Source organism: Tardiphaga sp. 862_B3_N4_1 (assembly GCF_051811085.1).
In the GTDB taxonomy this organism is placed as follows: Bacteria; Pseudomonadota; Alphaproteobacteria; order Rhizobiales; family Xanthobacteraceae; genus Tardiphaga; species Tardiphaga robiniae.
The window spans coordinates 3,236,599-3,259,872 of record NZ_JBPWQB010000001.1 but is presented as its reverse complement, the minus strand read 5'-3'; the positions used below and the strand labels follow the sequence as shown (position 1 = coordinate 3,259,872).

Genomic DNA, 23,274 nt, shown 5'->3' with positions numbered 1-23,274 from the left:
GTCGCCGCGACTTCGCGGCGGGTGAGGGGCATGGCACGCGGCCAGCCCCACATCGTTCTCTTTCGAAGCGGAATCTTCGAGCCGCGAACGAACCGCGTGGGAGAGGCCAATGCCATGCCCCTCACCCCACCCCTCTCCCCGCGCAAGATGCGGGGAGAGGGAGCTTACCGCGCTCGCGGTTGGCTACACCGGCTCTAATGGCCGTTGCCCACCTTCCGGCAATACAGTCTCAATCGCATCGCCCGCTGCTACTTCGCCGTCGGCAACGACAACCGCCATCACACCGGCCTTGCAGATGACATTGCCATCCGCATCGCGATCCTGCGTCGCGGCCTTCAATCCCTGCTGAAAGCGATCCATCAGTACACAGGGCTCGCGCAGCCCGGTGAGTTCGATCACGGCACTCGCGCCGAGATGTAGCCGCGTGCCGGTCGGCAGCGCTGCGAGGTCGATCCCCGACGTGGTGACATTCTCGCCGAGATCGCCGGGCTGGATCGTGAAACCCTTGGCGCGCAATTCCTCGAACAGCTCGGACGGGATCAGATGCACCTGGCGCAGGTTCGGCCTGGCGGGATCGCGGCGGCGGTCGTAGCGGTGCTTCACCAATGCGCCCATATGGCCGTCGCCTTCGACGCCGAGACCCGCGAGCAGGCGAATGCTCAGGCTGGGCGTCTTGCTGAAGTGATGACCGCGCCGCAGGCATACGGCGACGATGTAGCCAGTGGACTCCGTCCTCATGGTGAGGAGGCGCCGCTTCGGCGCCGTCTCGAACCATGGCGTGTGGCGCTCATCCTTCGAGACGCGACGAAGACGTCGCTCCTCAGGATGAGGTACCGAACACGCGCTTGAAGATCGTGTCCACGTGCTTGAGGTGATAGCCGAGGTCGAACTTCTCGGAAATCTCGTCGTCGGTGAGATATTTTTTCACCTCCGGATCGTTCTTCAGCAGCGTCTGGAAGTCGCCTTCGCCGCGCCAGACCGGCATGGCGTTGCGCTGCACGAGCTTGTAGCTGTCCTCGCGCGACGCGCCCTTCTGCGTGAGCGCGATCAGCACGCGCTGCGAATGCACGAGGCCGCCGAGACGGTCGAGATTCTTCTGCATGTTGGCGGGATAGACCAGCAACTTCTCGATCACGCCGGCCATGCGGTTGAGCGCGAAGTCGAGCGTCACCGTGGCGTCGGGGCCGAACATGCGCTCGGCGGAGGAGTGCGAGATATCGCGCTCGTGCCACAGCACCACGTTTTCCAGCGCCGGCGTCACATAGGCGCGCACCATGCGGGCGAGGCCGGTGATGTTCTCGGTCAGCACCGGGTTGCGCTTGTGCGGCATCGCCGACGAGCCCTTCTGGCCCTCGGAGAAAAACTCCTCGGCTTCCAGCACTTCGGTGCGCTGCATGTGGCGGATTTCAACCGCAAGGCGCTCCATCGACGAGGCGATGACGCCCAGCGTGGCGAAGAACATCGCGTGGCGATCGCGCGGGATCACCTGGGTCGAGATCGGCTCCGGCACGAGGCCCATTGCTTTCGCGACATGTTCTTCGACGCGCGGATCGATCTGCGCGAAGGTGCCGACGGCGCCGGAGATGGCGCAGGTGGCGACTTCCTTGCGCGCGGCGACGAGGCGCACGCGGTTGCGGGTGAATTCGGCATAGGCATAAGCGAGCTTGAGACCGAAGGTGACCGGCTCGGCATGGATGCCATGCGAGCGGCCGATGGTCGGCGTCATCTTGTGCTCGAAGGCGCGGGTCTTCAGCGCGGCGAGCAGACGGTCGATATCGGCGATCAGGATATCGGCGCAGCGCGTGAGCTGCACGTTGAGGCAGGTGTCGAGCACATCCGATGACGTCATGCCCTGATGCACGAAGCGCGCCTCGGGGCCGACGATTTCGGCGAGATGGGTCAGGAAGGCGATGACGTCATGCTTGGTCTCGCGCTCGATCTCGTCGATGCGCTCCACATTGAAGGTCGCGTCCTTGGCCTTGGCCCAGATCGTCTTCGCCGCATCCTTCGGAATGGTGCCCAGTTCCGCCAGCGCATCGGCGGCATGCGCCTCGATCTCGAACCAGATCTTGAAGCGGGTCTGCGGCTCCCAGATGGAGGCCATTTCCGGACGGGTATAGCGAGGGATCATCGACGTCTCTGACTGTTGGGGGTTACGCCGCGCTTTAGCAGATCGGGGCGGGGGAGGCCAGAGTTGTCGTTATTCCGCTGCAACGGGACCTCCGCTGTCATCCCGTGATGCCGCCTGATGTGCGAACCCGAAATCCAGAAGATTTTGCCATATCGAGATTCCAGATTTACCGTAGGGCACCGATTGGCGTCCTTGCGCTACGATCTGTTTCGGTGCGCTTTCAAATTGCGGATCGCTTGGGCATGTCGGCTCCAAGAGCGCTGCGGATTTTCGCGCATCGCTGAGATTGCCATCCGGACAAGCTCCGATGGAGCTGTTGTTGAACCGTACGCTCCCTGAGAAATGATTGCCCGCCGTTCTTCCGAAGTATTTGAGCTACTATACAGGATGAATGGCATCGTCGGCCTCAGCTCCCGTACGGTTGACAACAGAGAATAACCGGCACGCGTATCCTCTTGCCTTGCCATGTCCGATATGACGGCGTCGAAGTTCTTGCTCTTCAACAATCGTATCGCGTCTTCGGTGTTCAAAGCAAAGTCGATTTCAATGCCAAGCGCTCGAAAGGCGTCGGTTTCGTGGATGTTGTTTTCCGGCCTGTCGTCCACCCAAAGAATCCGCTTGCCGGCAACATCGCCTAAAGAAATATGAGCCAACCACTGACCGAGCTCGTGTGATTTGCCGATTGAGTCAAGCGCTAAGTTTATGCTTGTGGTCGGAGGGTCGAGGCGTCGCTTTTCAACTTCGGCAGTAGCCGTAGCCTCGATAGCTTTTCGCTTAGCCACTCCTTCAAAGCCGAATAATTTGAACGAGCCCTCTGACATATTGGCAATGAATTCGCGCAGGGCATCTTTGAACCACCAAACGCAAACAATGAAAACCATCGGCCAAGCAAGCGCTCCCGCGAGCTTTGACAAGACATCAACTACTTTGACAAAGCTATCGATCATGGCGCCCCACAAACAAAAAGGCCCTGCATGTCGGGGCAGCTCAATTTTAGGTGGCGTTACGAACGATATCAAGGCTCCTTGCGCAACGGCTATCCACTCGTGAATCCGCCATCGGATAGCTCTGAGAATAATAGGCTCATGGGCGAATTAGCGCAGCGCAATCCGCCAAGGTTTTGCAGCCTCCCACGGACTACGCCTGGGGCCAATCCGCGATCTGTGTTTGCTATAATTACAGCTTCGCCAGCCGCGCCGTGACTGCCGTGAACCTTCTGTTCGGTCCAGCGTGAAAGCCATCAGCGTCCACGGTCTCCACCAGCACCGCCAGCGTCTGCGTGCCGTCCTTGGCCTGGTGATGATAGGCCTCGGCGATCCCGTAGGCGGTGACGCAGCGGCGTCGCTTCGGCAATTGCTTGTCCTGCTGCAGGGTGACCGGTGCGGCGCCGTCGATGCTCAGTTGTAGTGTCATGCCGGTGACGATGACGCTGCCAAAGGTGCCGCGGCCGCCGGCGCCGTAGCATGATGCCTTGCCGAGTGCTTGATCGGAGATCGTCAGAAGCAACTTGCGGCCGTCGGGCAAAGTGATGACCTGCGTGGTGGCGAGCGGCTTCGGGTCCATCTGATAGATGCCGATTTCGTCCAGATCCATCGATGGTTGGCCGGCGAAGCGCGTGCCGGGCTCGGTGATACCAAGCTTGCCCAGCAGCGGCTTGGCCCTGGCCATCAGCTCGGCGCGCACGGCGTCCACCTCGCGCTCGTCATCGTCTTTGGTGCGAAGGGAGAAGGGCGTACCCTTCGCAAAGTCGTCGGTGCGCGTGTCGATCACCTGGATCTCGGCGACGATCTCGGTCGCATCATAGAGCTGCGTATACTGCTCGAAGGCGAAATGCGCGCCGTCCGGCGAGAAGCCGATCACTTTGCGCGCGGCAGCGTCGCCGGCCTGCGCTGTGCCGAGCAAGGCGAGCGACAGCAGGGGAACGAGCAGGAGGCGGCGAAAGCCGGCGATTGAATGCTGTGTCATCCCGGTTGGTCGCGCGACGCGGAGCAAAGTTCATGCGCCTATTGGTCTTCGCAGGTGTTGACAATATTCCTTGAGGGATTATTATCCGAATTGTCCGGTTCGCGAGGGGCGCTTCTAGAGGCGTCTTGAGGTGGAACAGGGATGCGGCGCCTGCGGGCGGGAGGGAGACGTTCCCTCACGCACTCGGGAGGCCTTGGGTCACCGTCCGGCTCCACTACGGGGGTCTGCCACTCATGCTGGCTGGACGTGGCATTGGTGAACGGCGGGAAACCGTCGGGATCAGCGGAGTGCGGAGCTCTGCGCCTTTGCCCGGAAGAACGGTCCCGGGGACAGAAATCGCCCATAGCAGTCGCAGACTGCGTAAACTTGTCTGCGGTGTGGCGCGCCGTGAGGCGTTGCGCGGTTGCAGCTTGCCGGCGTTCCGGTGGAGCGGATCGCGACAGAAACCACCCCTTGCGCCTCACGGCGCGCTGCCACCCCTCATCGTTTGAGGGGGACTGCTCACACCTCGGACGCGCAAGCGCCGCGAGAATGCGAGAGCGTGGCTGTTTGATATGTGAATCGGGAGAAGCGACTACACCATCTCCCCGCGCGCATTCGCGGCCGCCGCGCGGATGCCGTCGATATTGGCCTTGTAGCTTTCCACCGTGCCGCCCTTGAACACGGCCGAGCCGGCGACGAAGGCATTGGCCCCTGCTGCGGCGAGTTGCCCGGCGACTGCAGCGGACACGCCACCGTCAACTTCGATGTCGATCGGACGGCCCGCGGTCATCGCGCGCAGGTCCGAGATCTTGCCGAGCGCGGACGGAATGAAGGCCTGACCGCCGAAGCCGGGATTGACCGACATCACCAGCACGAGGTCGACGAGATCGATCACATATTCGATGGCCGAGAGCGGCGTGCCGGGATTGAGCGAGACGCCGGCCTTCTTGCCGAGATTGCGGATCGCCTGCAGCGTGCGATGCAGATGCGGGCCCGCCTCGGCATGGACGGTGATGTGATCGCAGCCGGCCTTGGCGAAGGCTTCGAGATAGGGATCGCATGGTGCGATCATCAGATGCGCGTCGAAGATCTTTGTCGTGTGCGGGCGCATCGCCTTGATGACGTCGGGGCCGTAGGAAATGTTCGGCACGAAATGGCCGTCCATCACGTCGAGATGCATCCAGTCGGCGCCGGCGGTATCCACGGCGCGGACCTCTTCGCCAAGCCTCGCGAAATCAGCCGCCAGGATGGACGGGGCGATCACCAGCGGGCGGGGCGTGAAGCTCTGGGACATCGGGTTTTCCTGGGGTTTCCTGAACATTTTTGGGCGGCGGCGAATGGACCGCCTCGCGTAACATGGGGCCGGGGGACGGGCAACGCGCCAGCCACGGCCGCGCCATCGACGCGCTGCAGCAGGATAGTCCCGGCACATTCTGCCGCAAGGGCACGATTTGCCGGGAAACGCGCGCGGCCCGCGCGACCAAGCCCGTTGTTTTATCGAACTTTTTTCGCTGGCATGGGGCTTGCTCCGTATTCCCCAGGGAATTCACGCCGCACGCTGCGGCATGATCAGGAATTTGACGATGCTGCCAGCCCTTGCTGCTGCCACCACCGCGATCGATGCGCTGCAGGCACTCACCAGGTCGAAGTCGAAGGCCGCGGCCACCACGACCGGTGTCACCCAGAAGACCGCCAGCCCGTTCGATGTCGCCAGCACGTCGACGGCGGCGAGCGCCACGTCGTCGACGGCAACCTCCGCCACCAGCACCACAAACAGTTCCTACAAGCTGGCCCCGGGCACCATGAGCACGCTGCTCGATGCCCAGAGCCAGCCCGCGACGGCGGCCTCTTCGGCGAAACGAGCCGACTCGCTGAAAAGACTGATGGGGATGCTCGACAGCGACGGCAGTGGCGGCATCAGCAAGGCGGAGTTCGAGAAGAAACTTGGCGCCGGCGGCACCAACACCGCCAATGCCGACAAGGTATTCGCCGAACTCGACAAGAACGGTGACGGCTCGGTCAATATCGATGAACTGAGCCCGGCGCTGAATGGCGGCAAGGCACATCACGCTGGCGGCGGCGGTATGGGCGGTGGATCTGGTAGTGGCTCTGACACTGCTGGTTCGACCACAACGACCACGGTGAATGCTGATGGCAGCACCACGACGTCTATCGCATATGCGGACGGATCGACGGTGAGTTCGACCACAGCCGTCCCGGCGTCGTCCACGTCATCAACCGCAAGCTCGTCCTATAACGCGATCGAAAAGATGATCGCGCGTCAGGCGCAGCAGATCTCAAACGCGAAGTCGACGCTGGCGATCAGCGCCTGATCTGCGCTCTGATCCCGAACGCGGCAGTTCGCGATAGGCGAAGCGATCACGAATACGGTGATTGAAGAACGCGCCGCGTGACGCCGCGCTGCTGAAGGCCGCGTGAACTTCCGGCGGCACCTGCGCATAAGCATACCGGCGGCCGCTCGTGAAGGTGATGCGTAGTTCGCGGCTCACCGGATCATAAGTGACATGTCGAATCGCAGTCGACGGCATCGCAATCCTCCGAATGTCTCCTGAGTAGAAACGATTACCGGAGCGATTGGTTGCGGAACGATGACCTAGTTCCGGTCGCGAAACGCTGGAAGCGCGCCCGGAAACGGCAGTGCTGTCGCTTCATACACGCCGCGCGCGATGGAGCGGGCGATCACATTACCCGCGATCATGCCGAGTTCAGTGAGTCCGACCAGTGGATCGATCGGCTTCTCGCCCGTCGCGGCCGCAAACACGATGTCGCCATCGAGCGGCGCATGCACCGGATAGATTGCGCGCGCAAATCCGGTCTGCGCCATCATGGCGAGACGCCGGGCCTGCGCCTTGGTCAGGATCGCATCGGTAATAACGACGGCAAGCGTCGTGTTCTCGATCGCGGTTGCCGCCGGTCCGCCCTTGATACGCATCGCCAGCACCTCGGGTTTCAACTTGTTCGGCATGCCGTGTCCGCCGAACTCGTTGCCGACTTCGAATGGCGCCGCCCAGAAGTGTGGACCATCGCCGATCGTGACGCTGCCGACCGCATTGACTGCCGCGAGTGCGGCGACGCGCACGCCCGATGGCGTGACGGCGGAGGCCGAGCCGAGGCCGCCCTTGTAGTTGACTGTCGTGGCGCCGAGCCCTGCGCCGACGCTGCCGAGCTTGAAGCCATCGCTGGCCGCCGCTGCGGCGGCATAGCCGAGATCGCGATAGGGCGGGAAGCGGCCCCAGTTCTTGTCGCCGCCATTGAGCAGGTCGAACAAGATCGCGCCCGGCACGATGGGGATGACGGCATTGCCGATCTGGTAGCCGCGGCCTTGTTCGGCGAGCCAGGCCTGCACGCCGCCGCCGGCTTCGAGCCCGAAGGCCGAGCCGCCGGCCAGCGCGAGGCCGTGGATGGCATCCACGGTGTTCACAGGATCGAGCAGGGCGCTTTCGCGCGTGCCCGGTCCGCCGCCGCGGATGTCCACGGAGGCCACGGCCGGTTGGTCGAACAGGATGGCGGTGACGCCGGAGGCCAGTTGGGCGTCGTCCGCGTGGCCGACGCGAACGCCGGCGATATCGGTGAGCAGGTTCTTCATGGCGGTTCCCTCTTGGCCCGACCAGACCGCAGCAAGGCTGCCCGGTCAACCGATCACGCGTGATCACAACAGCCGGAAGTGGCGGGCATTTGATCCATCTCGCTTGCATCCCGTCATGTCAGCGGTGCATCTAGCCGCATGATCTCCGATGTCACGATCCCTGCCGCATTGATTGCCGGCATTGTCTCATTCCTGTCGCCCTGCGTGCTGCCGCTGGTGCCGCCCTATCTCATCTATCTCACGGGCGCGACCATCGAGCACGTCGCCAATGACGAGCAGGAAGCGGCCTCCAGGCGCGCGGTGATGATCTCGGCTGGCATGTTTGTGCTGGGCTTCTCCACGGTGTTCGTGGCGCTCGGCGCCAGCGCCAGCCTGGTCGGCAGCGTGGTCCGCTCCTATGCGGCGGAGCTATCAATCGTTGCCGGCATCCTGATCATCCTGATGGGCCTGCATTTTCTCGGGCTCACGCGCATCGGGCTGCTGATGCGCGAGGGACGTCTGAGCATGCCCAGGCCGGTCGGCCTGTGGGGCGCCTATGTGATGGGTCTGGCTTTCGCGTTTGGCTGGACACCGTGCATCGGACCTATTCTTGCGGCGATCCTGTCGGTGGCGGCGGCAGAAGCAACGGTGACCAAGGGCGCGGGATTGCTCGCGGTTTATTCCCTCGGCCTCGGCATCCCGTTCCTGATCGCGGCTTTCATGGTCGAGCAATTCTCCAGCATGTTCGCGCGCATGAAGAAGCATCTCGTCCATGTCGAGCGCGCCATGGGCGTGTTGATGGTGATCACCGGTATCGCGTTTCTCACCGGCGCCGTGTCGAATGCCAGCATCTGGCTGCTTGAGACGTTTCCCGCGCTGCAGAATTTCGGCTAGGCACATCAATCGCCGAGCCTGTCATCGGTCCCTCGCCATCACGGCGTCCTGCGCACCGTTCTAGACCAGATCCCCGATATCGAATGCCGACAGCGTGCCGAGCTTCGGCGTGGCCGTGCCGTCGGCGTCAGCCTTCCGTCGCGCGTGGGTGCGCGGTGATCGGGAAGCGACGTCTCGTCCGCTGCGGAATGTCATCCATCACGATGCATCGGACGGCTTCGGCGCCAGGCAGGGCTGACGACGCGACCTCCGACCGAATTGAGCTTCGATCATCCGATGCCTTGCATTTCGGCTTGCAGTCTCAGACGGCAGAGATTAATAGTACGATGTAGTTTGATTAATGGCCGGCGGTCATTTTCGAGCTTGGGTGATCAGCAATGTGGGGAGACCGGGTCCATGACCCTCGAAAATTCGATAAACAACTGGAAGACGACTTCTGCTTTGGTCTTGGCGGTTACCATTGCTGCGGGCGCCGTGCATGCGGCGGATCTGCCGTATCGCAAGGCCGATCCGGTTTATGCGCCGGCGCTGCCACCAGCCTTTTCGTGGACCGGCTTCTATGCCGGTGCCAGCGTAGGCGGCGGTTTCAGCGGTACTGACGCTTTCAACAGCTATCTGGGAACGAACGGCAGCAAGGCCGATGGCATCGTTGGCGGCCTTCAGGTCGGCTACAATTATCAGGTCTCGTCGCGGTTCGTGGTCGGCATCGAAAACGACTTCATGGCTTCGGGTCTCAAGACGAGCCGCAATGGCATCAACGAAGTGAGTTTGCCATTCTACGGGACGGGCCGCGGTCGTGCGGGCGTCACGTTCATGGATTCACATCTGCTCGTCTACGGCACCGGCGGCATGGCTTTCGGAGAGGTGAAGGACTCCGGGATCGACAAGATGCGCATTGGCTGGACCGCGGGCGGCGGCGTTGAATGGGCTTTTCGGCAGAACTGGTCGGCCAAGGTCGAATATCTTTACACCGATCTCTACAGGGACCTCAAAAAGGATGACTTGCCGGATCGCACCCAGAAATTCCAAACGATCACCGTCGGTGTGAACTATCATTTCTGATCTGTTCAAGCTGATCCATGGCTGATCGCTGTCAATCTGCATCGAGCCGTGATCTGACCAAGAGCCTGGCTGCGAGGCGGGCTCTTGGTCATCGGCATGTCGTCGTTATCGGGACCCGACGGTTTGTTGGTAACAGATGAGATCGTACGCTCGTTCAACGTTGTTCTGATCACGCGATAGCGACGAAGTCGATACGATGTGGCATCATCTCATTTGTGCGATCAGCGCATCCGCGCCCTGGTCGATCCCGGTTTCTGCCGCGGTCAATGGTCCGACGGTTGCCTTGATGTTGGTCGGCTTCGGATATTGCTTGGTGACGAACGCGCTAAGCAGGCGGGAAGTGGCGGCATCGAAGATCTCGACGGCATAGATGACAGAGCCCGTCATCGATCCCTCGCCATCGCGGGCCGCCTGTACGCCGTTGTAGACGAGGCCTCCGACGTCGATCCGCGACAGGGTGCCGAGCACCGGCGTGGTCTTGACAGCGCCAGTCAGGGTCAGCCTCACACGTAGTGTATTTGGGCCCCGCTGATTTGCGAGCGCGAAGCGGTTGCCCAGCTTCTCCGCGAACCGCGCCTGCATGGTGCGCGCGAGCGACGCCTTGTCTTCTTCGGTCATGTCACCGAATTGCTGGTCCGGACCCCGGTAGATCACGATCGGTTCGATAATAACTTTGTTATAGGAGCGCCAGTCCACAGTGGTGGAGTAGCGATACGGAATACGACCGGACGTATCGGACGGATTCGGTGCCAGTTGGGATGACGAAGCGACATCCGAATAGGGCATCGGCGCTATGCTCGCGCATCCCGCCAAGGCAGCGCAGAACGCGAGGACCGCCAGACGGTCCACCCGCGAGAGTGTGTACATCTCAAGCTCCAGTTTAGATATTTTGGGTGAATGTGATGAAGGCGGCCGCGCCGATGCGACGTGGTATCGGAAGCTCCGCAGCCGCTATTTGCTGGGTCGTGTCGTGGTTGGCGGCTTCGCCTGGGCTGTCTGCATCCACTCTCTATCGGCCTTGGGGCCGTTCGGATCGCCTGTCATGCCCACCAACTGTCCGGGCACGGCATTCGTGGTTTGAGTCCAGGTCTGCGTGGCGCAGAAAATCGACATCATGCAGCCCTTGACCTTCAGGTCGATCGCCTCACGCCACAGCGAGATCTCGTAGGATTTGCCGTTCTCTGCATTGTAGATCTGGCCTTCAAAGCGCCCCGCCGGGTTGAGCTTCAGGCCCATGATCAATTGGTGACCGAGAACGGGTCGGGATTGCTTCGTCTTGTCCGGATTGTTCAGGTCTTTGAGTGGTTGCCCATTCGCGTCGTTGGGCTCTTTGGCCCAGACGATATAGCCGCAAATCTGCTCCAGCTTCGATCCGCAGCGTTCAATGCGTATGCGCGCGCGGCCATCTTCTGTGAGCCATGTGCCGCTCGGATCGGCTGGTGCTGCCGCGACGGGGCTGACGAGAGCCATCTGGCATATGGCGAGAGCGGTACGCACGACTATTCGGGAAACCAATGTCATCTGTCTCATATCTGGTCCTCGGATCACGAAAAGCGCTGGAGCCCGTATTCCCGCGAGGGCTGCCGCTCTTTCGTTACCTCTACAAGATTAATCAAACGGTATCGTACTATTTATACTCTACCGTGCGCCGTCGCAAGCCTATATGCGGTGAAATCGAATGATCGATTGCGCGGGCCGGGTGGTAAAAGCAGTCGGGAAGCGTGCAGAGAATGCCCGGAGAGAAAGCCAAGATGACTGTTGCCAAGGCCAAGCCGAGCAAAGCCGCGCCACGAAGCAGCGGGCGGCCGACGAAGGAACAGGCCGGGCGCATTACCGACCACATCGTCGAGGTGGCGAGAGGGCTCTTCCTGGAGTCGAGTTTCGAGGCGATCAGCGTCGATCTGATCGCGGCGACAGCGCGGATCTCGAAGCAGACCTTCTATGCCCGCTTTGCCTCCAAGGAGGCGCTGTATGCGGCGGTGATCCGGAAGGGAACGAATGATCTTCTCAAGCCGGCGGTCACCGACTCCAATCGCGACGGTCCGATCGAAGCGACCTTGGTCAAACTCGGACTGGAGCTTTCAAAGCGTGCACTCGCGCCGGCGGCCATCGCGCTGGAACGGCTGGTGATGGCCGAAGCACATCAATTCCCGGAGTTGGCGTCTGCCTATCACGGGACTGGCCTTCACGTGCGAGAGCAGATCGCCGGCATTTTCACCAACGCCATGCGCGACGGACAGATACGATCAGGGGATGCCAGCTTCATCGCCGAGCAGTTCGTCTACGCGGTGGCCGATGGGCCTGTGCGAGCCATGGTCCTCAGCGGCAAGATCGTCAAATCGGAGAAGGAGTTGCGCGAGCGTGTCACCGCCGCCGTCAGGCTGTTTCTGGATGGATGTCGCGATCGTCCTGCGCGGCACAGCTAGATCAGTCCGGACTCCGGCCAGCATGGTGTCCAATGCAGGCATCTGGCTGCTGGAAACGTTTCCAGTGTTGCAGAATTTTGAGTGAGGCTTTCTTTACCTCGCCCCGCCTGGCGAAGCTTCACTTCGCCAGGCGGGGAGAGGTTAGAAAAGCGCCTCAGGTTCCCTTCGCGTCGATCTGGGTGTAGTTGCCCTTGGCGTCCCACTTATAGACGACGTAGTCGATCGCCTTGATGTCGCCCTTGGCGTCAAACGCCATCTTGCCGAGCACGGTGTCCCATTCGCCGGCCTTGATCACATCCATCACCTTCTTGGTGTCGGTGGAGCCGGCCTTGGCAACGGCCTGCGACCAGACCTGGAACGCTGCATAGGTGTAGAGCGTGTAGCCTTCGGGATCGATGTTCTTGGCCTTGAACTTCTCGACGATCGCCTTCGCGGTCGGCTTGTTGCGCGGGTCGGGGCCGAAGGTGAACAGCGTGCCTTCTGCCGCGGGGCCGGTGATGGAGGCGAATTCCTTGTCGTTCATGGCGTCGCCAGCCATCAGCACGGTCTTGAGGCCCTGGTCGCGCATCTGGCGCAAGATCAGACCGGCTTCCTGATGATAGCCGCCGACATAAACCAGATCGATATTGTCGCGCTTCAGACGTGAGACGATCGAGTTAAAATCCTTGTCGCCCTTGTTGTAGCTCTCGAACATCTTTTCGGTGAAGCCGGCCTTGTTGAGTGCCTTCTTGGTCTCGTCGGCGAGACCCTTCCCGTAAGTGGTCTTGTCGTTGAGGATCGCGACGTTCTTGCCCTTGAAGTTCTTGGCAATGTAATCGGCGGCAACGAGGCCCTGCTGGTCGTCACGGCCGCAGACGCGCAGCACATTGGCGAGCTTGCGTTCGGTGAACAGCGGGTTGGTCGAAGCCGGCGTGATCTGCAGCACATTGCCATCGGCATAGGCTTCGGAGGCCGGGATCGACGATGACGAGCAGAAGTGGCCGGCGACGAACGGCACCTTGGAGCTCGCGAACTTTTCGGCGATCGAGCGCGCCTGTTTGGGATCGCAGGCATCGTCACCAACCTGTAGCGCCAGCTTCTTGCCGAGCACGCCGCCAGCGGCGTTGAGATCGGCCACAGCCTGGTCGGCGCCGTTCTTCATCTGGCGGCCGAAGGCCGATTCGCCGCCCGTCATCGGGCCGGCGACCGCGACGTTGATGTCCTGCGCAAAAGCTGCGGTTGAGAGCAGCGACGCGGCAAAGGCCAGGCCGATTACATTCAATGGTTTCATGGGGATGATCCTCGCAAAGAGTTTTCGGCCACAAACGCAATCGGCCGCCCGAACGATAGGATCATTCTCAACTTATTTTGATGCCGAGTCATCGGCAATTTTCGGCCGCAGACAGCCTGCCTGTGACTCCGACTGCGGCAGGTCGTCGCAAGCGCTTTCGCGAGCCGAGCCGCACCTCTGGCTGTGCGCAGAGAGGTGCGGCCTGCAGGCTTATTGCTTCAGTTCGGCGTAGTCGCCCTTGGCGTCCCACTTGTAGACGACATAGTCGATCGCCTTGATGTCGCCCTTGGCGTCGAACGCCAGCTTGCCGAGTACGGTGTCCCATTCGCCGGCCTTGATCGTGTCCATCACCTTCTTGGTGTCTGTGGTGCCGGCCTTGGCGACGGCCTGCGACCAGACCTGGAACGCCGCATAGGTGTAGAGCGTGTAGCCCTCGGGATCGATGTTCTTGGCCTTGAAGCGGTCGACGATCGCCTTGGCGGTCGGCTTGTTGCGCGGGTCGGGGCCGAAGGTGAACAGCGTGCCTTCCGCAGCCGGGCCGGTGATCGAGGCGAACTCCTTGTCGTTGATGGCGTCGCCCGCCATCAGCACCGTCTTGAGGCCCTGATCGCGCATCTGGCGCACGATGAGGCCGGCTTCCTGGTGATAGCCGCCCACGTAAACCAGATCGATATTGTCGCGCTTCAGGCGCGAGACGATAGCATTAAAATCCTTGTCGCCCTTGTTGTAGCTCTCGAACATCTTCTCGGTAACGCCGGCCTTGTTCAGCGCCTTCCTGGTCTCGTCGGCGAGGCCTTTTCCATAGGTCGTCTTGTCGTTCAGGATCGCGATATTCTTGCCCTTGTAGTTCTTGGCAACGTACTCGCCGGCGACAAAACCCTGCTGGTCGTCGCGGCCGCAGACGCGTAGCACATTGGCGAGCTTGCGTTCGGTGAACAGCGGATTGGTCGAGCCCGGCGAGATCTGCAGCACATTGCCGTCGGCATAGGCCTCCGATGCCGGGATCGACGACGACGAACAATAGTGACCGGCGACGAACGGAATGCGCGCGCTGGCAAATTTCTCGGCAATCGAGCGCGCCTGCTTGGGATCGCACGCGTCATCGCCGACCTGTAGCGCCAGCTTCTTGTTCAACAGACCGCCGGCGGCGTTGATATCGGCGACGGCGAGTTCGGCGCCATTCTTGAACTGCCGGCCGAACGCCGATTCGCTGCCGGTCATCGATGATGCGACGGCGACAGGAATATCCTGTGCCAGTGCAACGGACGCCAGCGCAATCGAAGCACCCGCCGTCAGGCCGATGAGTTTGATGAATTTCATAGGAAGTCCCCGTGTTCCGTTCGAATGCAGACAAACGCGACGCCGTGACGGAATCGCGATTGGCGCATCATTCTACCTTCAAAATAGTGTCGATTGTTTGCATCGCTGTGCATGTTCGATCGTCATGCGATGAAGCATATCGATCCGTCAGCCGTGCCGGCCGCCTTCGAGATAGGCGGAGCGGATTTCCGGGGCCTTCAGCAATTCGGCGCCGGTGCCTGACAGGGTGATCAACCCGTTGACCATGACGTAGCCGCGATGGGCCAGACGCAGCGCGTGATTGGCGTTCTGTTCGACGATCAGCACGGTCAGGCCGTCCTGCTTGTTGAGCACGCGGATCGCATCGAAAATCTGCTTGGCGATCAGCGGTGCCAGACCCAGCGACGGCTCGTCGAGCAGCAGCAGGCGCGGGCGGCTCATCAGTGCGCGGCCGATGGCCAGCATCTGCTGCTCGCCGCCGGACAGCGTGCCGCCGCGCTGGGTCATGCGCTCCTTGAGGCGCGGAAACAGCGTCAACACCTTGTCGAGGCTGACGGCGCGCTCGGCAGGACTGCTCTCATTGACGTCGGCGCCCATCTGCAGATTTTCCGCCACGCTCATACGCGGGAAAATCCGGCGGCCTTCCGGCGACTGCGCGATGCGCATCCGCGCGATCTCGTGGGTCGGTAGGTCGGTAATGTCCGTCCCGTCATAGGTGATCACGCCCGAGCGCGCCCGCGGCTTGCCGAAGATGGTCATCATCAGCGTCGACTTGCCGGCGCCGTTGGCGCCGATCAGTGCAACGATCTCGCCGTGCTTGATATCGAGATCGACACCTTTCAGCGCTTCGATCTTGCCATAGGATGCGTGCAGGCCGGCGATGGCGAGCATGGGGGCAGCGCTCACGTCTCGCCCTCCATCACCGCAATGGCTTCCTCTTCATCCGCGCCGAGATAGGCGGCGATGACTTTGGGATTGTCGCGGATCTGCTGCGGCGTTCCGTCGGCGATCTTCACACCGTAATCGAGCACGTTGATATGGTCGGAGATTTGCATCACGACGGACATGTCATGCTCGATGAGCAGGATCGATGTGCCATGTTCGGCGCGGATCTTGAGCAATAGCTCATTGAGTGCCGCGCTCTCGCGGGCATTGAGGCCGGCGGCGGGTTCATCGAGGCAGAGCAGTGCGGGTTCGGTACACATCGCACGCGCGATTTCGAGGCGGCGCTGGTCGCCATAAGGCAGGTTGCCGGCGGCATCGTCGGCGCGCTCCAGCAGGCCGATCTGATCGAGCCAGTAGCGCGCGAGGTCGATCGCAGCCTTCTCGGCGGCGCGATAGCTGGGCACGCCGAACAGGCCGAGAAGAGTGAAGCCCGAAGCGCGCATCAGCGTGTTGTGCTGCGCCACCATCAGGTTTTCCAGCGCGGTCATGCCGGGAAACAGCCGGATATTCTGGAAGGTGCGCGCGACCTTGGCGATCTTCGAGATGCGGAAGTCGTTCAGCCGCTCCAGCCGCCATTCACCATCGCTGTGGCGCAGCTTGATGGTGCCGGATGTCGGCTTGTAGAAGCCGGTGATGCAATTGAAGACTGTGGTCTTGCCGGCACCGTTGGGGCCGATCAGCGCTGTGATCTTGCCACGCTCGGCGGTGAAGGAGAGATCGTTGACGGCCACGATGCCGCCGAACCGCATCGTCAGATTCTCGACGCTGAGGATGTCGTTGATGTTCATCCGTGCCCCTCTTTGACGAGGTCGGACGAGATCACCGTGTTGCGTTCGAGAAAGACGGTTGGCGCGCGGTGGCCGATCAGGCCGCGCGGGCGCCAGATCATTAGCAGCACCATGGCGCCGCCGAACACCAGCATGCGGAATTGCTCAAGGCCTCTGAACAGTTCGAAGCCGCCGATCATCGCGAGCGCTGCGAGGGCCACGCCGAGTTGTGAGCCCATGCCGCCGAGCACGACGATGGCCAGCACCAGTGCGGATTCGTGGAAAGTGAAGGATTCCGGGCTGATGAAACCCTGACGGGTCGCAAAGAACGCGCCGGCGAAGCCGCCGAACATGGCGCCGGTGGCGAAGGCGGTGAGCTTCGTCGTCGTCGTATTGATGCCGAGCGCGCGGCAGGCGACTTCGTCTTCGCGCAGCGCCTCCCAGGCCCGGCCAATGGGTAGGCGGCGCAGGCGGATGGTGACCCAGTTGGTGAGCAGTGCGAGCGCGAGGATCAGATAGAACAGGAAGACGATGCGGTGGGTCGGCGAGAACTCGATGCCAAGGCGGTCAGCGAGGCCGCCATCGCCCGGCGTCAGCGGAATGCCGAACATGGTTGGACGCGGAATGCCGGAGATGCCGTTGGGACCACCGGTGAGAGTCTGCCAGTTGATGATGACGAGGCGGATGATCTCGCCAAAGGCCAGTGTAACGATGGCGAGGTAGTCGCCGCGCAGCCGCAGGACTGGAAAGCCGAGCAGCACACCGAAGAACGCCGCGAGGATACCGGCGAGTGGCAGGCAGATCCAGAACGACAGGCCGAAATTGGTGGCCAGCAGCGCGTAGGAATAGGCGCCGACGGCATAGAAGGCGACATAGCCGAGATCGAGAAGACCGGCGAGGCCGACCACCACATTCAGACCCCAGCCAAGCATCACGTAGGTCAGCACGAGAATGCCGAGATCGAGGATGTAACGCTCGTCGTAGAAGATCACCGGGACGAGAAAGGTGAAGATCAACAGCGCCGGCACCAGCGCACGGCCGGCGAAGGAAAATACTTTCTGCGCCGATGGCGGCACGACGCGCACGGTGTCCACCGGTCCCCACCAGTGGCGCAGCAACTCCATGACGATACTGCCGCCGAACACCACGGCGACCATGGCGGCGAGATCGCCGAAGCGCGTCCACCAGGTCAGTTGCCCGTCGGAGCCGGCCTCGGTGCGGATGCCGATCATCAGCGAGAACAGCACCAGCGCGACCAGTGCGGAGATCACGGCCTTCTTCAGGATGAATGCGGCGTCCGGCCCGCGGGCAGTCTTAGCTTGTGATGCGTTTGCTGCCACTTGGATCCCGTCAGACTTTTTCGACTTCGGGACGGCCGAGCAGGCCGGTCGGCAGGAAGATCAGCACCACGATCAGAATCGAAAAGGCGGCGACATCTTTGTATTCGGTGGAGAAGTAGGCGGCCCACAATGTCTCGATCAGGCCGATCAGCAAGCCGCCGAGCATGGCGCCAGGTAGCGAGCCGATGCCGCCGAGCACGGCGGCCGTGAAGGCCTTGATGCCGGCGACGAAGCCCATGAAGAAATCCACGAGGCCGTAATAGAGCAGGTACATCATGCCCGCGACCGCAGCCAAGGCTGCGCCGATCACGAAGGTCATGGAGATGGTGCGGTCCACATCGACGCCGAGCAGCGAGGCCATGGTCTGGTCCTGCTCGCAGGCGCGCATGTCGCGGCCGAGGCGCGTGCGCGCGACCAGCCAGGTGAACAGCGCCAGCAGCACGATGGTGGTGATGACGACGATGATCTGGATGTTGGACAAGCGTACGGCGAAACCGTCGGCGCCTTCATGCAGTGTGTAGCCGCCGGTGATGATCGGTGGCACCGGCTTGACGCGGGCGCCCTGTGCGACCTGCGAGAAATTGGTCAGCACAAAAGACATGCCGATCGCTGACAGCATCGGCGCTAGGCGGAAGGAATGGCGCAGGGGACGGTAGGCGATGCGCTCGATGGTCCAGCCATAGAGCGAGGTGATGGCCATCGAGACCAGGAGCACCAGCAGCAGGATCACCGGCACCGCGGTAAGGCCGATCGACACCAGGATGAGAAAAGTGATCAGCGCGATGAATCCGCCGATCATGAAGATATCGCCATGGGCGAAATTGATCATGCCGACGATGCCGTAGACCATCGTGTAGCCGATCGCGATCAGGCCATAGATGGAGCCGAGCACGAGACCGTTGATCAGTTGCTGGGCGAAATAATCCATGCGCTGCCGAATTCGAGTGAGGCGCCACCATGATCCGGCAGCCGGATCATTGCGTCGTTGTATCGTTTTCTAACAGCGGCCATTGGAGGCGGCAACAGGGGCTGGTGCGGCTAAAGTAGCCTGTACATGCTGTTTTTCGCGGCGATTGGCGTCCGTTCGCTTGCGCCGCAGCGCACACAAATCCACGCCTTATTTGCGGCTGTTCCGGTGTCACAGTTGCGCCGCGCAACGGCCTTGCAATCATCACGCGGGAACCGAAACGAAGATCGGGGCTGCACGTTGTCGGGCGTTGAATGGTTCAACACAGGAGATTGAAGAATGTCCAATCAGAACCAGCAAAAGCCCGGTCAGCAGAAGCCAGGCCAGCAGAGCCAGAACCCCGGGCAGCAGGGCCAGAAGCCCGGTCAGCAGCAGGGCGGTGGAATGAAGCCCGACCACGAGCAGGACCCGGGCCGGCAGGGCCAGAGATAGGCCGTCAGGCAGACATCAATCGAGATTTGGGTCGTTCTCAGCGACCCATGTGGAAGGCCCCGCCGAAAGGCGGGGCTTTTCGTTTGGCAAGTCCTGATCGTATTCCCCCGCCGTTATCCCGGCAATTTTCGAATTAAGGTTACCAATTGGTTTACATTGTCCGTCTGATTGAACGGGCGTTACGTCGGCGCAGGCGTGCGACTCCTGCGAGTCGCCGGCAGAGCGGTGGACGACGTGATGGATCAGAGCAGCGCAGACCAGACCGGAGCCCATCAGGGTGGAACTCTCCAGGCTGGCACGTTTCAGACCGGTACGTTTCAGACTTGGCGGATCAGCACGTTCACGGGCGCGCTGATCGCCTGCTATTTCATCCCGACCTGGACGATCTTCGCGTTCCGCATCATGGTCTCGCCGATCCAGGGCTTCTATGAGCGGCCCAATATTTCGCTGGCGCTGTTTCTCAGCGACTACATGCAATTTTCCAGCATGGGCACGGTGCGCTATGCGTGGCTGCTCGCCGTCGGCAAGCTGACGGTGGTGGCTTTCTTCACGGTATTCCTGGTGTTCATCACACGCCCGAAAATCCGCAAGACGGGCGGCTGCGACGAGGCGTTGATGATGGCGCTTGGTATCGGTGGCGTGATCTCGTTCGCCAGCATGATCATGGCATCGAAGGTCGGCGAGATCGCCGCGATGCGGCTGCACATCACAGAATTGCTGTTGATGCTCGGCGCTGCAGTGCTGCTGGCGATCGAGCCACCGCTACGCCGCGCGGCGGGGCAGGAGCTTGATCCCGGGCAGCCGGGCAAGGCAGCCAACGACGCGGAGCTTTTACAGAAGGTTGCCTAAACAAAAGGTCGCCTAAATGGTCAGTCCGAGTTCTTTGATAATTGCGCCAGCTTCCTTGGTAGCATGATTGGCCGCCGGGACGCCGCAATAGATCGCCTGCTGCAACAGGATTTCTTTGATGTCGTCCGGTGTGAAGCCGCCTTCGGTGAGGGCGGCGCGCACATGCATGCGGAATTCGTCCCACTGGCCGAGCGCGAGCATAGTGCCGATCACCAATACGCGGCGCGTGCGGTCGTCGAAATGCGGCCGCGTCCAAATCTCGCCCCAGGCGTAGCGGCTGATCAGGTCGAGAAAATCCGCATTGAATGCGTTCTTGCCGGCGGCCGATTTGTCGACCCAGGCATTGCCGAGAACCTTGCGGCGTTTTGCGGTGCCTTCGGCGGCGCGCTGTTGCTCGTCCATCTTAGGTCTCCGTTCAGCGCTGTGTCAGGAAGCCGACTACGGCGTCGGTGAAGGCGTAAGGCTGTTCGACGTTCGAGATGTGTGCGGCATCCAGGAGCGTCATGCTGGCGCCGGGGATGTTGCTGCGGATCAGTTCACCAGCCGCAACCGGTGTTGCGTTGTCCTGACGGCCGGCGATCACCAGCGTTGGGCTTTTGATCTTGGGCAGCAGCGCGCGCTGATCGAGCGTGCTCAGCGCCTCGCAGGCAGCAAGATAGCCTTCGACCGGTGAGGCGATCAGCATCGCCTGCATCTTCGCGGTGGTCTCGGGCTCGCGCTCGCGGAAGTCGGCGGTGAGCCAGCCGCCGATGACGGCGTCGGCCACCGCTTTGAGCCCACCCTCGCGCACCGCCTTGATGCGGTTGTGCCAGTTGGTCGGATCCGGATAGTAGCAGCTGGTGTTGGCCAGGATGATCTTGTTGAAACGCTCAGGCGCGTTGGCGCCTAACCACTGGCCGACCATGCCGCCCATCGACAACCCGCACCAATGCACCTTATCGATGTTGAGGTCGTCGAGGATCGCCAGCACGTCCTTGCCATAGCGCTCCATCGAGGTCGGGCCGTTCATGCCGGACTTGCCGTGGCCGCGCCGATCGTAGCGGATCACGCGAAACAGCTTTGTCAGCGCCGGCATCTGCGGCTCCCACATCGCCATGGTGCAGCCAAGCGAGTTCGACATCATCAGCGTCGGCCCGCTGTCGCGGCCCTCCACGAAGACATTCAGCAGGCAGCCGTCGGCATCGATCATGGGCATGGTGTGTCTCCCGAGTTTCTTCTTAACGGAGTGAGGCGAGCTGGCGGTCGATCAGGGCTTGCGAGACGCCCTGATAATCCATCGGCTCGAACAGTTTGGCGATCGCGGCAGCGCTGAGCTGCGCGTTGACCTTGGGATCGGCCGTGAGAATATCGCGCAGATGTTTCTTCTCGGCGACGGCGCGCTTGGTGGCGGCCTCGATCAGATGATGGGCGTCGCTCTTGCCGAGCTTTTCGGCGAGCGCAAAGGTCACGGCTTCCGCCATGATGAGGCCGTGGGTTTCATCGAGATTGAGGCGCATCCGCTCAACGTCGACCTCGAGCCCTTCGGCGATATCGACGATGGCGGCAAGGGCGCCCGATGTCACCAGCAGCAGCGTCGGCAGCGTCGGCCATTCGGCGTGCCACGGTCCGGCACTGCGCTCGTGATCCTGGATCTGCGCGGCAAAGATCGTTGCAGCCAGATTCGGAGCCATGGTCGCGGCGCCAAGCGCGGAGGCTGATGCCACGGGATTGCGCTTATGCGGCATTGTCGAGGAGCCGCCGCGGCCTTCACCGGAGGGTTCGAACGCTTCGCCGACATCGGTCTGCATCATCAGCGAGACGTCGCGAGCGATCTTGCCGCAACTGCCGGACAGGATCGCCAACACGGAAGCCACTTCGGCGATCCGGTCGCGATGGGTGTGCCACGGCGCATCGGGTAGCGGCAGCTGCAATTCCTTGGCGAGTTGCTCTGCAACGACGAGCCCCTTGTCGCCGAGCGCAGCAAGCGTGCCGGCAGCGCCGCCGAATTGCAGTGCGACGCCTTCGGCGCGCAATCGTTTCAGCCGCAGGCGCGAGCGGTGCAGTGCTGAGGCATATTCGGCGAGCTTCAGCCCGAATGGCATCGGCAGCGCGTGCTGCAGCCAGGTGCGGGCGACCACAGCGGTGTTGCGGTGCTTGACCGCAAGGGCTGCAAAGCCGGCGATGGCGCGGTCGAGATCCGCGAGCAGAGCGTCAATGGCGGCGCGTAGGCCGAGCATGGTGGCGCTGTCGATGACGTCCTGACTGGTGGCGCCCCAATGCACGTAGCGCGCAGCCTCGGTATCGGCCTTCGCCACTTTGGCAGTGAGCGTCTTGACCAGCGGAATGGCGAGGTTGCCGGACCGCGTGGCCGCATCGGCAAGTGCAGCGAGATCGAACTGGTCGGCTTTGCAGGCGGCCTCGATGGCCGCCACCGCGCTGGCGGGAATCACCCCGACTGCGGCCTCGGCCCGCGCCAGTGCGGCTTCGAAGTCCAGCATATGCTGCAAATGGGCGGTATCATCGCAAACCGCACGCATCGCGCGGCTCGACAACAAGGGTGCCAGCAGGGGGGACAGGGATGTGCTCATTTGTGCGGGACCCTAACCATTCCGGCGAGAGTCTGCCAATCCCCCGCAATCTTCTTGTCGCCGTCGCCTGTTGCACTGCGAATAGGCATCGCCCCATCTCGCCAGGCGGTCTTTCCTTTGCGCCGTCCGTGCATTACTTGGGATTGGGGGCAATCCCTTGGGGATGACAGCCTCAATTCCGGACGGCGACAAATTCAGGAGACAGACCCATGGCCATGACGATGAGCGGTGAAGTTCAGCTTGCCGCGCCCCGCGAAGTGGTATGGGGAAAGCTCAACGACCCCGCGGTGCTGAAGGCCTGTATCCCGGGCTGCGAAGAGCTCGAGACCACAGAGGAAGGCGGCTTCCGCGCCACGGCCAAGATCAAGGTCGGCCCGGTCTCCGCGCGTTTCAAGGGCAAGGTCACGCTGAGTGATCTCGATCCGCCCAACGGCTACAAGATCACCGGTGAAGGCGAGGGCGGCGTGGCCGGCTTTGCCAAGGGCGGCGCTGTCGTCGGCCTGACCGACAAGGATGGTGGCACGCTGTTGACCTACAATGTGGAAGCCCAGATCGGTGGCAAGCTGGCCCAGCTCGGTCAGCGCCTGATCAACGGTTCGGCCAAGAAGATCGCCGACGAGTTCTTCGCGAACTTCGCCAAGGCTGTTCAGGGCTAAGGCCCGGAGCGTCTGATAGCGGCGATCAAGTGTGCTTGATACCGCAGAAAAACACACCAGAGACCGTCCCGACTTGAGGTTGCTCATTGCCGGGATGGGCCATATTATGCATTTGGAATGATTTTAATGACCGCGT

The 23,274-nt window shown here is 62.0% G+C and carries 26 protein-coding genes; 7 read left to right on the top strand and 19 right to left on the bottom strand.

Annotated elements, in window-relative coordinates:
* Positions 1 to 183 precede the first annotated feature (183 nt).
* The 5 genes from AB8B02_RS15635 to rpe all read right to left on the bottom strand — a co-directional run bounded on the left by AB8B02_RS15635 (position 184) and on the right by rpe (position 5,372).
* On the bottom strand, positions 184 to 738 hold the full coding sequence (locus tag AB8B02_RS15635; protein WP_439064366.1) for an MOSC domain-containing protein: 555 nt from the start codon (positions 736 to 738) through the stop codon (positions 184 to 186).
* 82 nt (positions 739 to 820) lie between these two features.
* On the bottom strand, positions 821 to 2,131 hold the full coding sequence (gene purB, locus AB8B02_RS15630; RefSeq protein WP_439064365.1) for an adenylosuccinate lyase: 1,311 nt from the start codon (positions 2,129 to 2,131) through the stop codon (positions 821 to 823).
* A 197-nt stretch (positions 2,132 to 2,328) separates the two neighbouring features.
* On the bottom strand, positions 2,329 to 3,078 hold the full coding sequence (locus tag AB8B02_RS15625) for a response regulator (RefSeq protein ID WP_439064364.1): 750 nt from the start codon (positions 3,076 to 3,078) through the stop codon (positions 2,329 to 2,331).
* A 229-nt stretch (positions 3,079 to 3,307) separates the two neighbouring features.
* Positions 3,308 to 4,096 carry a DUF2259 domain-containing protein gene (locus AB8B02_RS15620; protein ID WP_439064363.1) on the bottom strand — a complete coding sequence of 263 codons (789 nt, stop codon included), beginning with the start codon at positions 4,094 to 4,096 and terminating at the stop codon, positions 3,308 to 3,310.
* A gap of 574 nt (positions 4,097 to 4,670) precedes the next feature.
* Entirely contained in the window at positions 4,671 to 5,372 is a 702-nt protein-coding gene (rpe, locus tag AB8B02_RS15615; protein ID WP_175365829.1) for a ribulose-phosphate 3-epimerase, read from the bottom strand.
* 289 nt (positions 5,373 to 5,661) lie between these two features.
* On the opposite strand from rpe, the gene AB8B02_RS15610 reads away from it, so the two are divergent.
* Positions 5,662 to 6,411 carry an EF-hand domain-containing protein gene (locus AB8B02_RS15610; RefSeq protein WP_439064362.1) on the top strand — a complete coding sequence of 250 codons (750 nt, stop codon included), beginning with the start codon at positions 5,662 to 5,664 and terminating at the stop codon, positions 6,409 to 6,411.
* Here the strand turns inward: AB8B02_RS15610 and AB8B02_RS15605 are convergent.
* On the bottom strand, positions 6,376 to 6,627 hold the full coding sequence (locus AB8B02_RS15605; protein ID WP_184518332.1) for a KTSC domain-containing protein: 252 nt from the start codon (positions 6,625 to 6,627) through the stop codon (positions 6,376 to 6,378). The genes AB8B02_RS15610 and AB8B02_RS15605 overlap by 36 nt on opposite strands.
* Positions 6,628 to 6,692: 65 nt before the next feature.
* Positions 6,693 to 7,685: a P1 family peptidase gene (locus AB8B02_RS15600; RefSeq protein ID WP_439064361.1), complete on the bottom strand. Its 993-nt coding sequence runs from the start codon at positions 7,683 to 7,685 to the stop codon at positions 6,693 to 6,695.
* A 138-nt stretch (positions 7,686 to 7,823) separates the two neighbouring features.
* Between AB8B02_RS15600 and AB8B02_RS15595 the strand changes: the two genes are divergently transcribed.
* Entirely contained in the window at positions 7,824 to 8,558 is a 735-nt protein-coding gene (locus tag AB8B02_RS15595; RefSeq protein WP_176454598.1) for a cytochrome c biogenesis CcdA family protein, read from the top strand.
* Between the two features lie 60 nt (positions 8,559 to 8,618).
* Here AB8B02_RS15595 and AB8B02_RS15590 read toward each other — a convergent pair whose 3' ends face one another.
* On the bottom strand, positions 8,619 to 8,753 hold the full coding sequence (locus tag AB8B02_RS15590; protein ID WP_439064360.1) for a hypothetical protein: 135 nt from the start codon (positions 8,751 to 8,753) through the stop codon (positions 8,619 to 8,621).
* Positions 8,754 to 8,954: 201 nt separating this feature from the next.
* Here AB8B02_RS15590 and AB8B02_RS15585 point away from each other — a divergent pair, with 201 nt between their 5' ends.
* Positions 8,955 to 9,620 (top strand): outer membrane protein, encoded by a 666-nt coding sequence (locus AB8B02_RS15585; RefSeq protein ID WP_439064359.1) that lies wholly within the window; start codon positions 8,955 to 8,957, stop codon positions 9,618 to 9,620.
* Positions 9,621 to 9,824: 204 nt separating this feature from the next.
* Here AB8B02_RS15585 and AB8B02_RS15580 read toward each other — a convergent pair whose 3' ends face one another.
* Together AB8B02_RS15580 and AB8B02_RS15575 are read right to left on the bottom strand one after the other, a co-directional pair.
* Positions 9,825 to 10,487, bottom strand: coding sequence for a DUF3313 domain-containing protein (locus AB8B02_RS15580; protein ID WP_439064358.1), 663 nt, complete (start codon positions 10,485 to 10,487; stop codon positions 9,825 to 9,827).
* Between the two features lie 84 nt (positions 10,488 to 10,571).
* Entirely contained in the window at positions 10,572 to 11,150 is a 579-nt protein-coding gene (locus AB8B02_RS15575) for a DUF2147 domain-containing protein (protein WP_439064357.1), read from the bottom strand.
* A 221-nt stretch (positions 11,151 to 11,371) separates the two neighbouring features.
* Here AB8B02_RS15575 and AB8B02_RS15570 point away from each other — a divergent pair, with 221 nt between their 5' ends.
* Entirely contained in the window at positions 11,372 to 12,046 is a 675-nt protein-coding gene (locus AB8B02_RS15570) for a TetR/AcrR family transcriptional regulator (protein ID WP_068736006.1), read from the top strand.
* Positions 12,047 to 12,200: 154 nt separating this feature from the next.
* Here the strand turns inward: AB8B02_RS15570 and AB8B02_RS15565 are convergent, their stop codons facing one another.
* From AB8B02_RS15565 to AB8B02_RS15540, 6 genes are all read right to left on the bottom strand, one after another.
* Positions 12,201 to 13,316 (bottom strand): branched-chain amino acid ABC transporter substrate-binding protein, encoded by a 1,116-nt coding sequence (locus AB8B02_RS15565; RefSeq protein ID WP_439064356.1) that lies wholly within the window; start codon positions 13,314 to 13,316, stop codon positions 12,201 to 12,203.
* 210 nt (positions 13,317 to 13,526) lie between these two features.
* The gene (locus AB8B02_RS15560) at positions 13,527 to 14,636 is read right to left on the bottom strand and encodes a branched-chain amino acid ABC transporter substrate-binding protein (RefSeq protein WP_439064355.1); all 1,110 of its coding nucleotides are present in this window, start codon (positions 14,634 to 14,636) and stop codon (positions 13,527 to 13,529) included.
* Positions 14,637 to 14,783: 147 nt separating this feature from the next.
* On the bottom strand, positions 14,784 to 15,506 hold the full coding sequence (locus AB8B02_RS15555; protein ID WP_439064656.1) for an ABC transporter ATP-binding protein: 723 nt from the start codon (positions 15,504 to 15,506) through the stop codon (positions 14,784 to 14,786).
* An 11-nt stretch (positions 15,507 to 15,517) separates the two neighbouring features.
* Positions 15,518 to 16,348: an ABC transporter ATP-binding protein gene (locus AB8B02_RS15550; RefSeq protein WP_089264997.1), complete on the bottom strand. Its 831-nt coding sequence runs from the start codon at positions 16,346 to 16,348 to the stop codon at positions 15,518 to 15,520.
* Positions 16,345 to 17,667: a high-affinity branched-chain amino acid ABC transporter permease LivM gene (gene livM, locus AB8B02_RS15545; RefSeq protein WP_175365824.1), complete on the bottom strand. Its 1,323-nt coding sequence runs from the start codon at positions 17,665 to 17,667 to the stop codon at positions 16,345 to 16,347. The genes AB8B02_RS15550 and livM overlap by 4 nt, the downstream gene beginning before the upstream one ends.
* Before the next feature lie 10 nt (positions 17,668 to 17,677).
* Complete coding sequence (locus AB8B02_RS15540; protein ID WP_089264995.1) at positions 17,678 to 18,595, bottom strand: ABC transporter permease subunit; 918 nt, start codon at positions 18,593 to 18,595, stop codon at positions 17,678 to 17,680.
* Positions 18,596 to 18,913: 318 nt separating this feature from the next.
* Here AB8B02_RS15540 and AB8B02_RS15535 point away from each other — a divergent pair, with 318 nt between their 5' ends.
* On the top strand, positions 18,914 to 19,066 hold the full coding sequence (locus AB8B02_RS15535; protein WP_170849538.1) for a hypothetical protein: 153 nt from the start codon (positions 18,914 to 18,916) through the stop codon (positions 19,064 to 19,066).
* Positions 19,067 to 19,303: 237 nt separating this feature from the next.
* Positions 19,304 to 19,915, top strand: a complete 612-nt coding sequence (locus tag AB8B02_RS15530; protein ID WP_439064354.1) for a hypothetical protein — start codon at positions 19,304 to 19,306, stop codon at positions 19,913 to 19,915.
* Between the two features lie 12 nt (positions 19,916 to 19,927).
* Here the strand turns inward: AB8B02_RS15530 and AB8B02_RS15525 are convergent, their stop codons facing one another.
* Genes AB8B02_RS15525 through AB8B02_RS15515 form a run of 3 tightly spaced genes read right to left on the bottom strand, consistent with a single transcriptional unit; the run spans position 19,928 to position 22,482 of the window.
* A complete protein-coding gene (locus AB8B02_RS15525; protein ID WP_439064353.1) occupies positions 19,928 to 20,317 on the bottom strand; it encodes a carboxymuconolactone decarboxylase family protein in 390 nt (129 codons plus the stop codon).
* 13 nt (positions 20,318 to 20,330) lie between these two features.
* Positions 20,331 to 21,110, bottom strand: coding sequence for a 3-oxoadipate enol-lactonase (gene pcaD, locus AB8B02_RS15520; protein WP_439064352.1), 780 nt, complete (start codon positions 21,108 to 21,110; stop codon positions 20,331 to 20,333).
* A 22-nt stretch (positions 21,111 to 21,132) separates the two neighbouring features.
* Complete coding sequence (locus AB8B02_RS15515) at positions 21,133 to 22,482, bottom strand: 3-carboxy-cis,cis-muconate cycloisomerase (protein WP_231080066.1); 1,350 nt, start codon at positions 22,480 to 22,482, stop codon at positions 21,133 to 21,135.
* A gap of 209 nt (positions 22,483 to 22,691) precedes the next feature.
* On the opposite strand from AB8B02_RS15515, the gene AB8B02_RS15510 reads away from it, so the two are divergent.
* Complete coding sequence (locus tag AB8B02_RS15510) at positions 22,692 to 23,138, top strand: SRPBCC family protein (protein ID WP_089264991.1); 447 nt, start codon at positions 22,692 to 22,694, stop codon at positions 23,136 to 23,138.
* Positions 23,139 to 23,274: the final 136 nt, after the last annotated feature.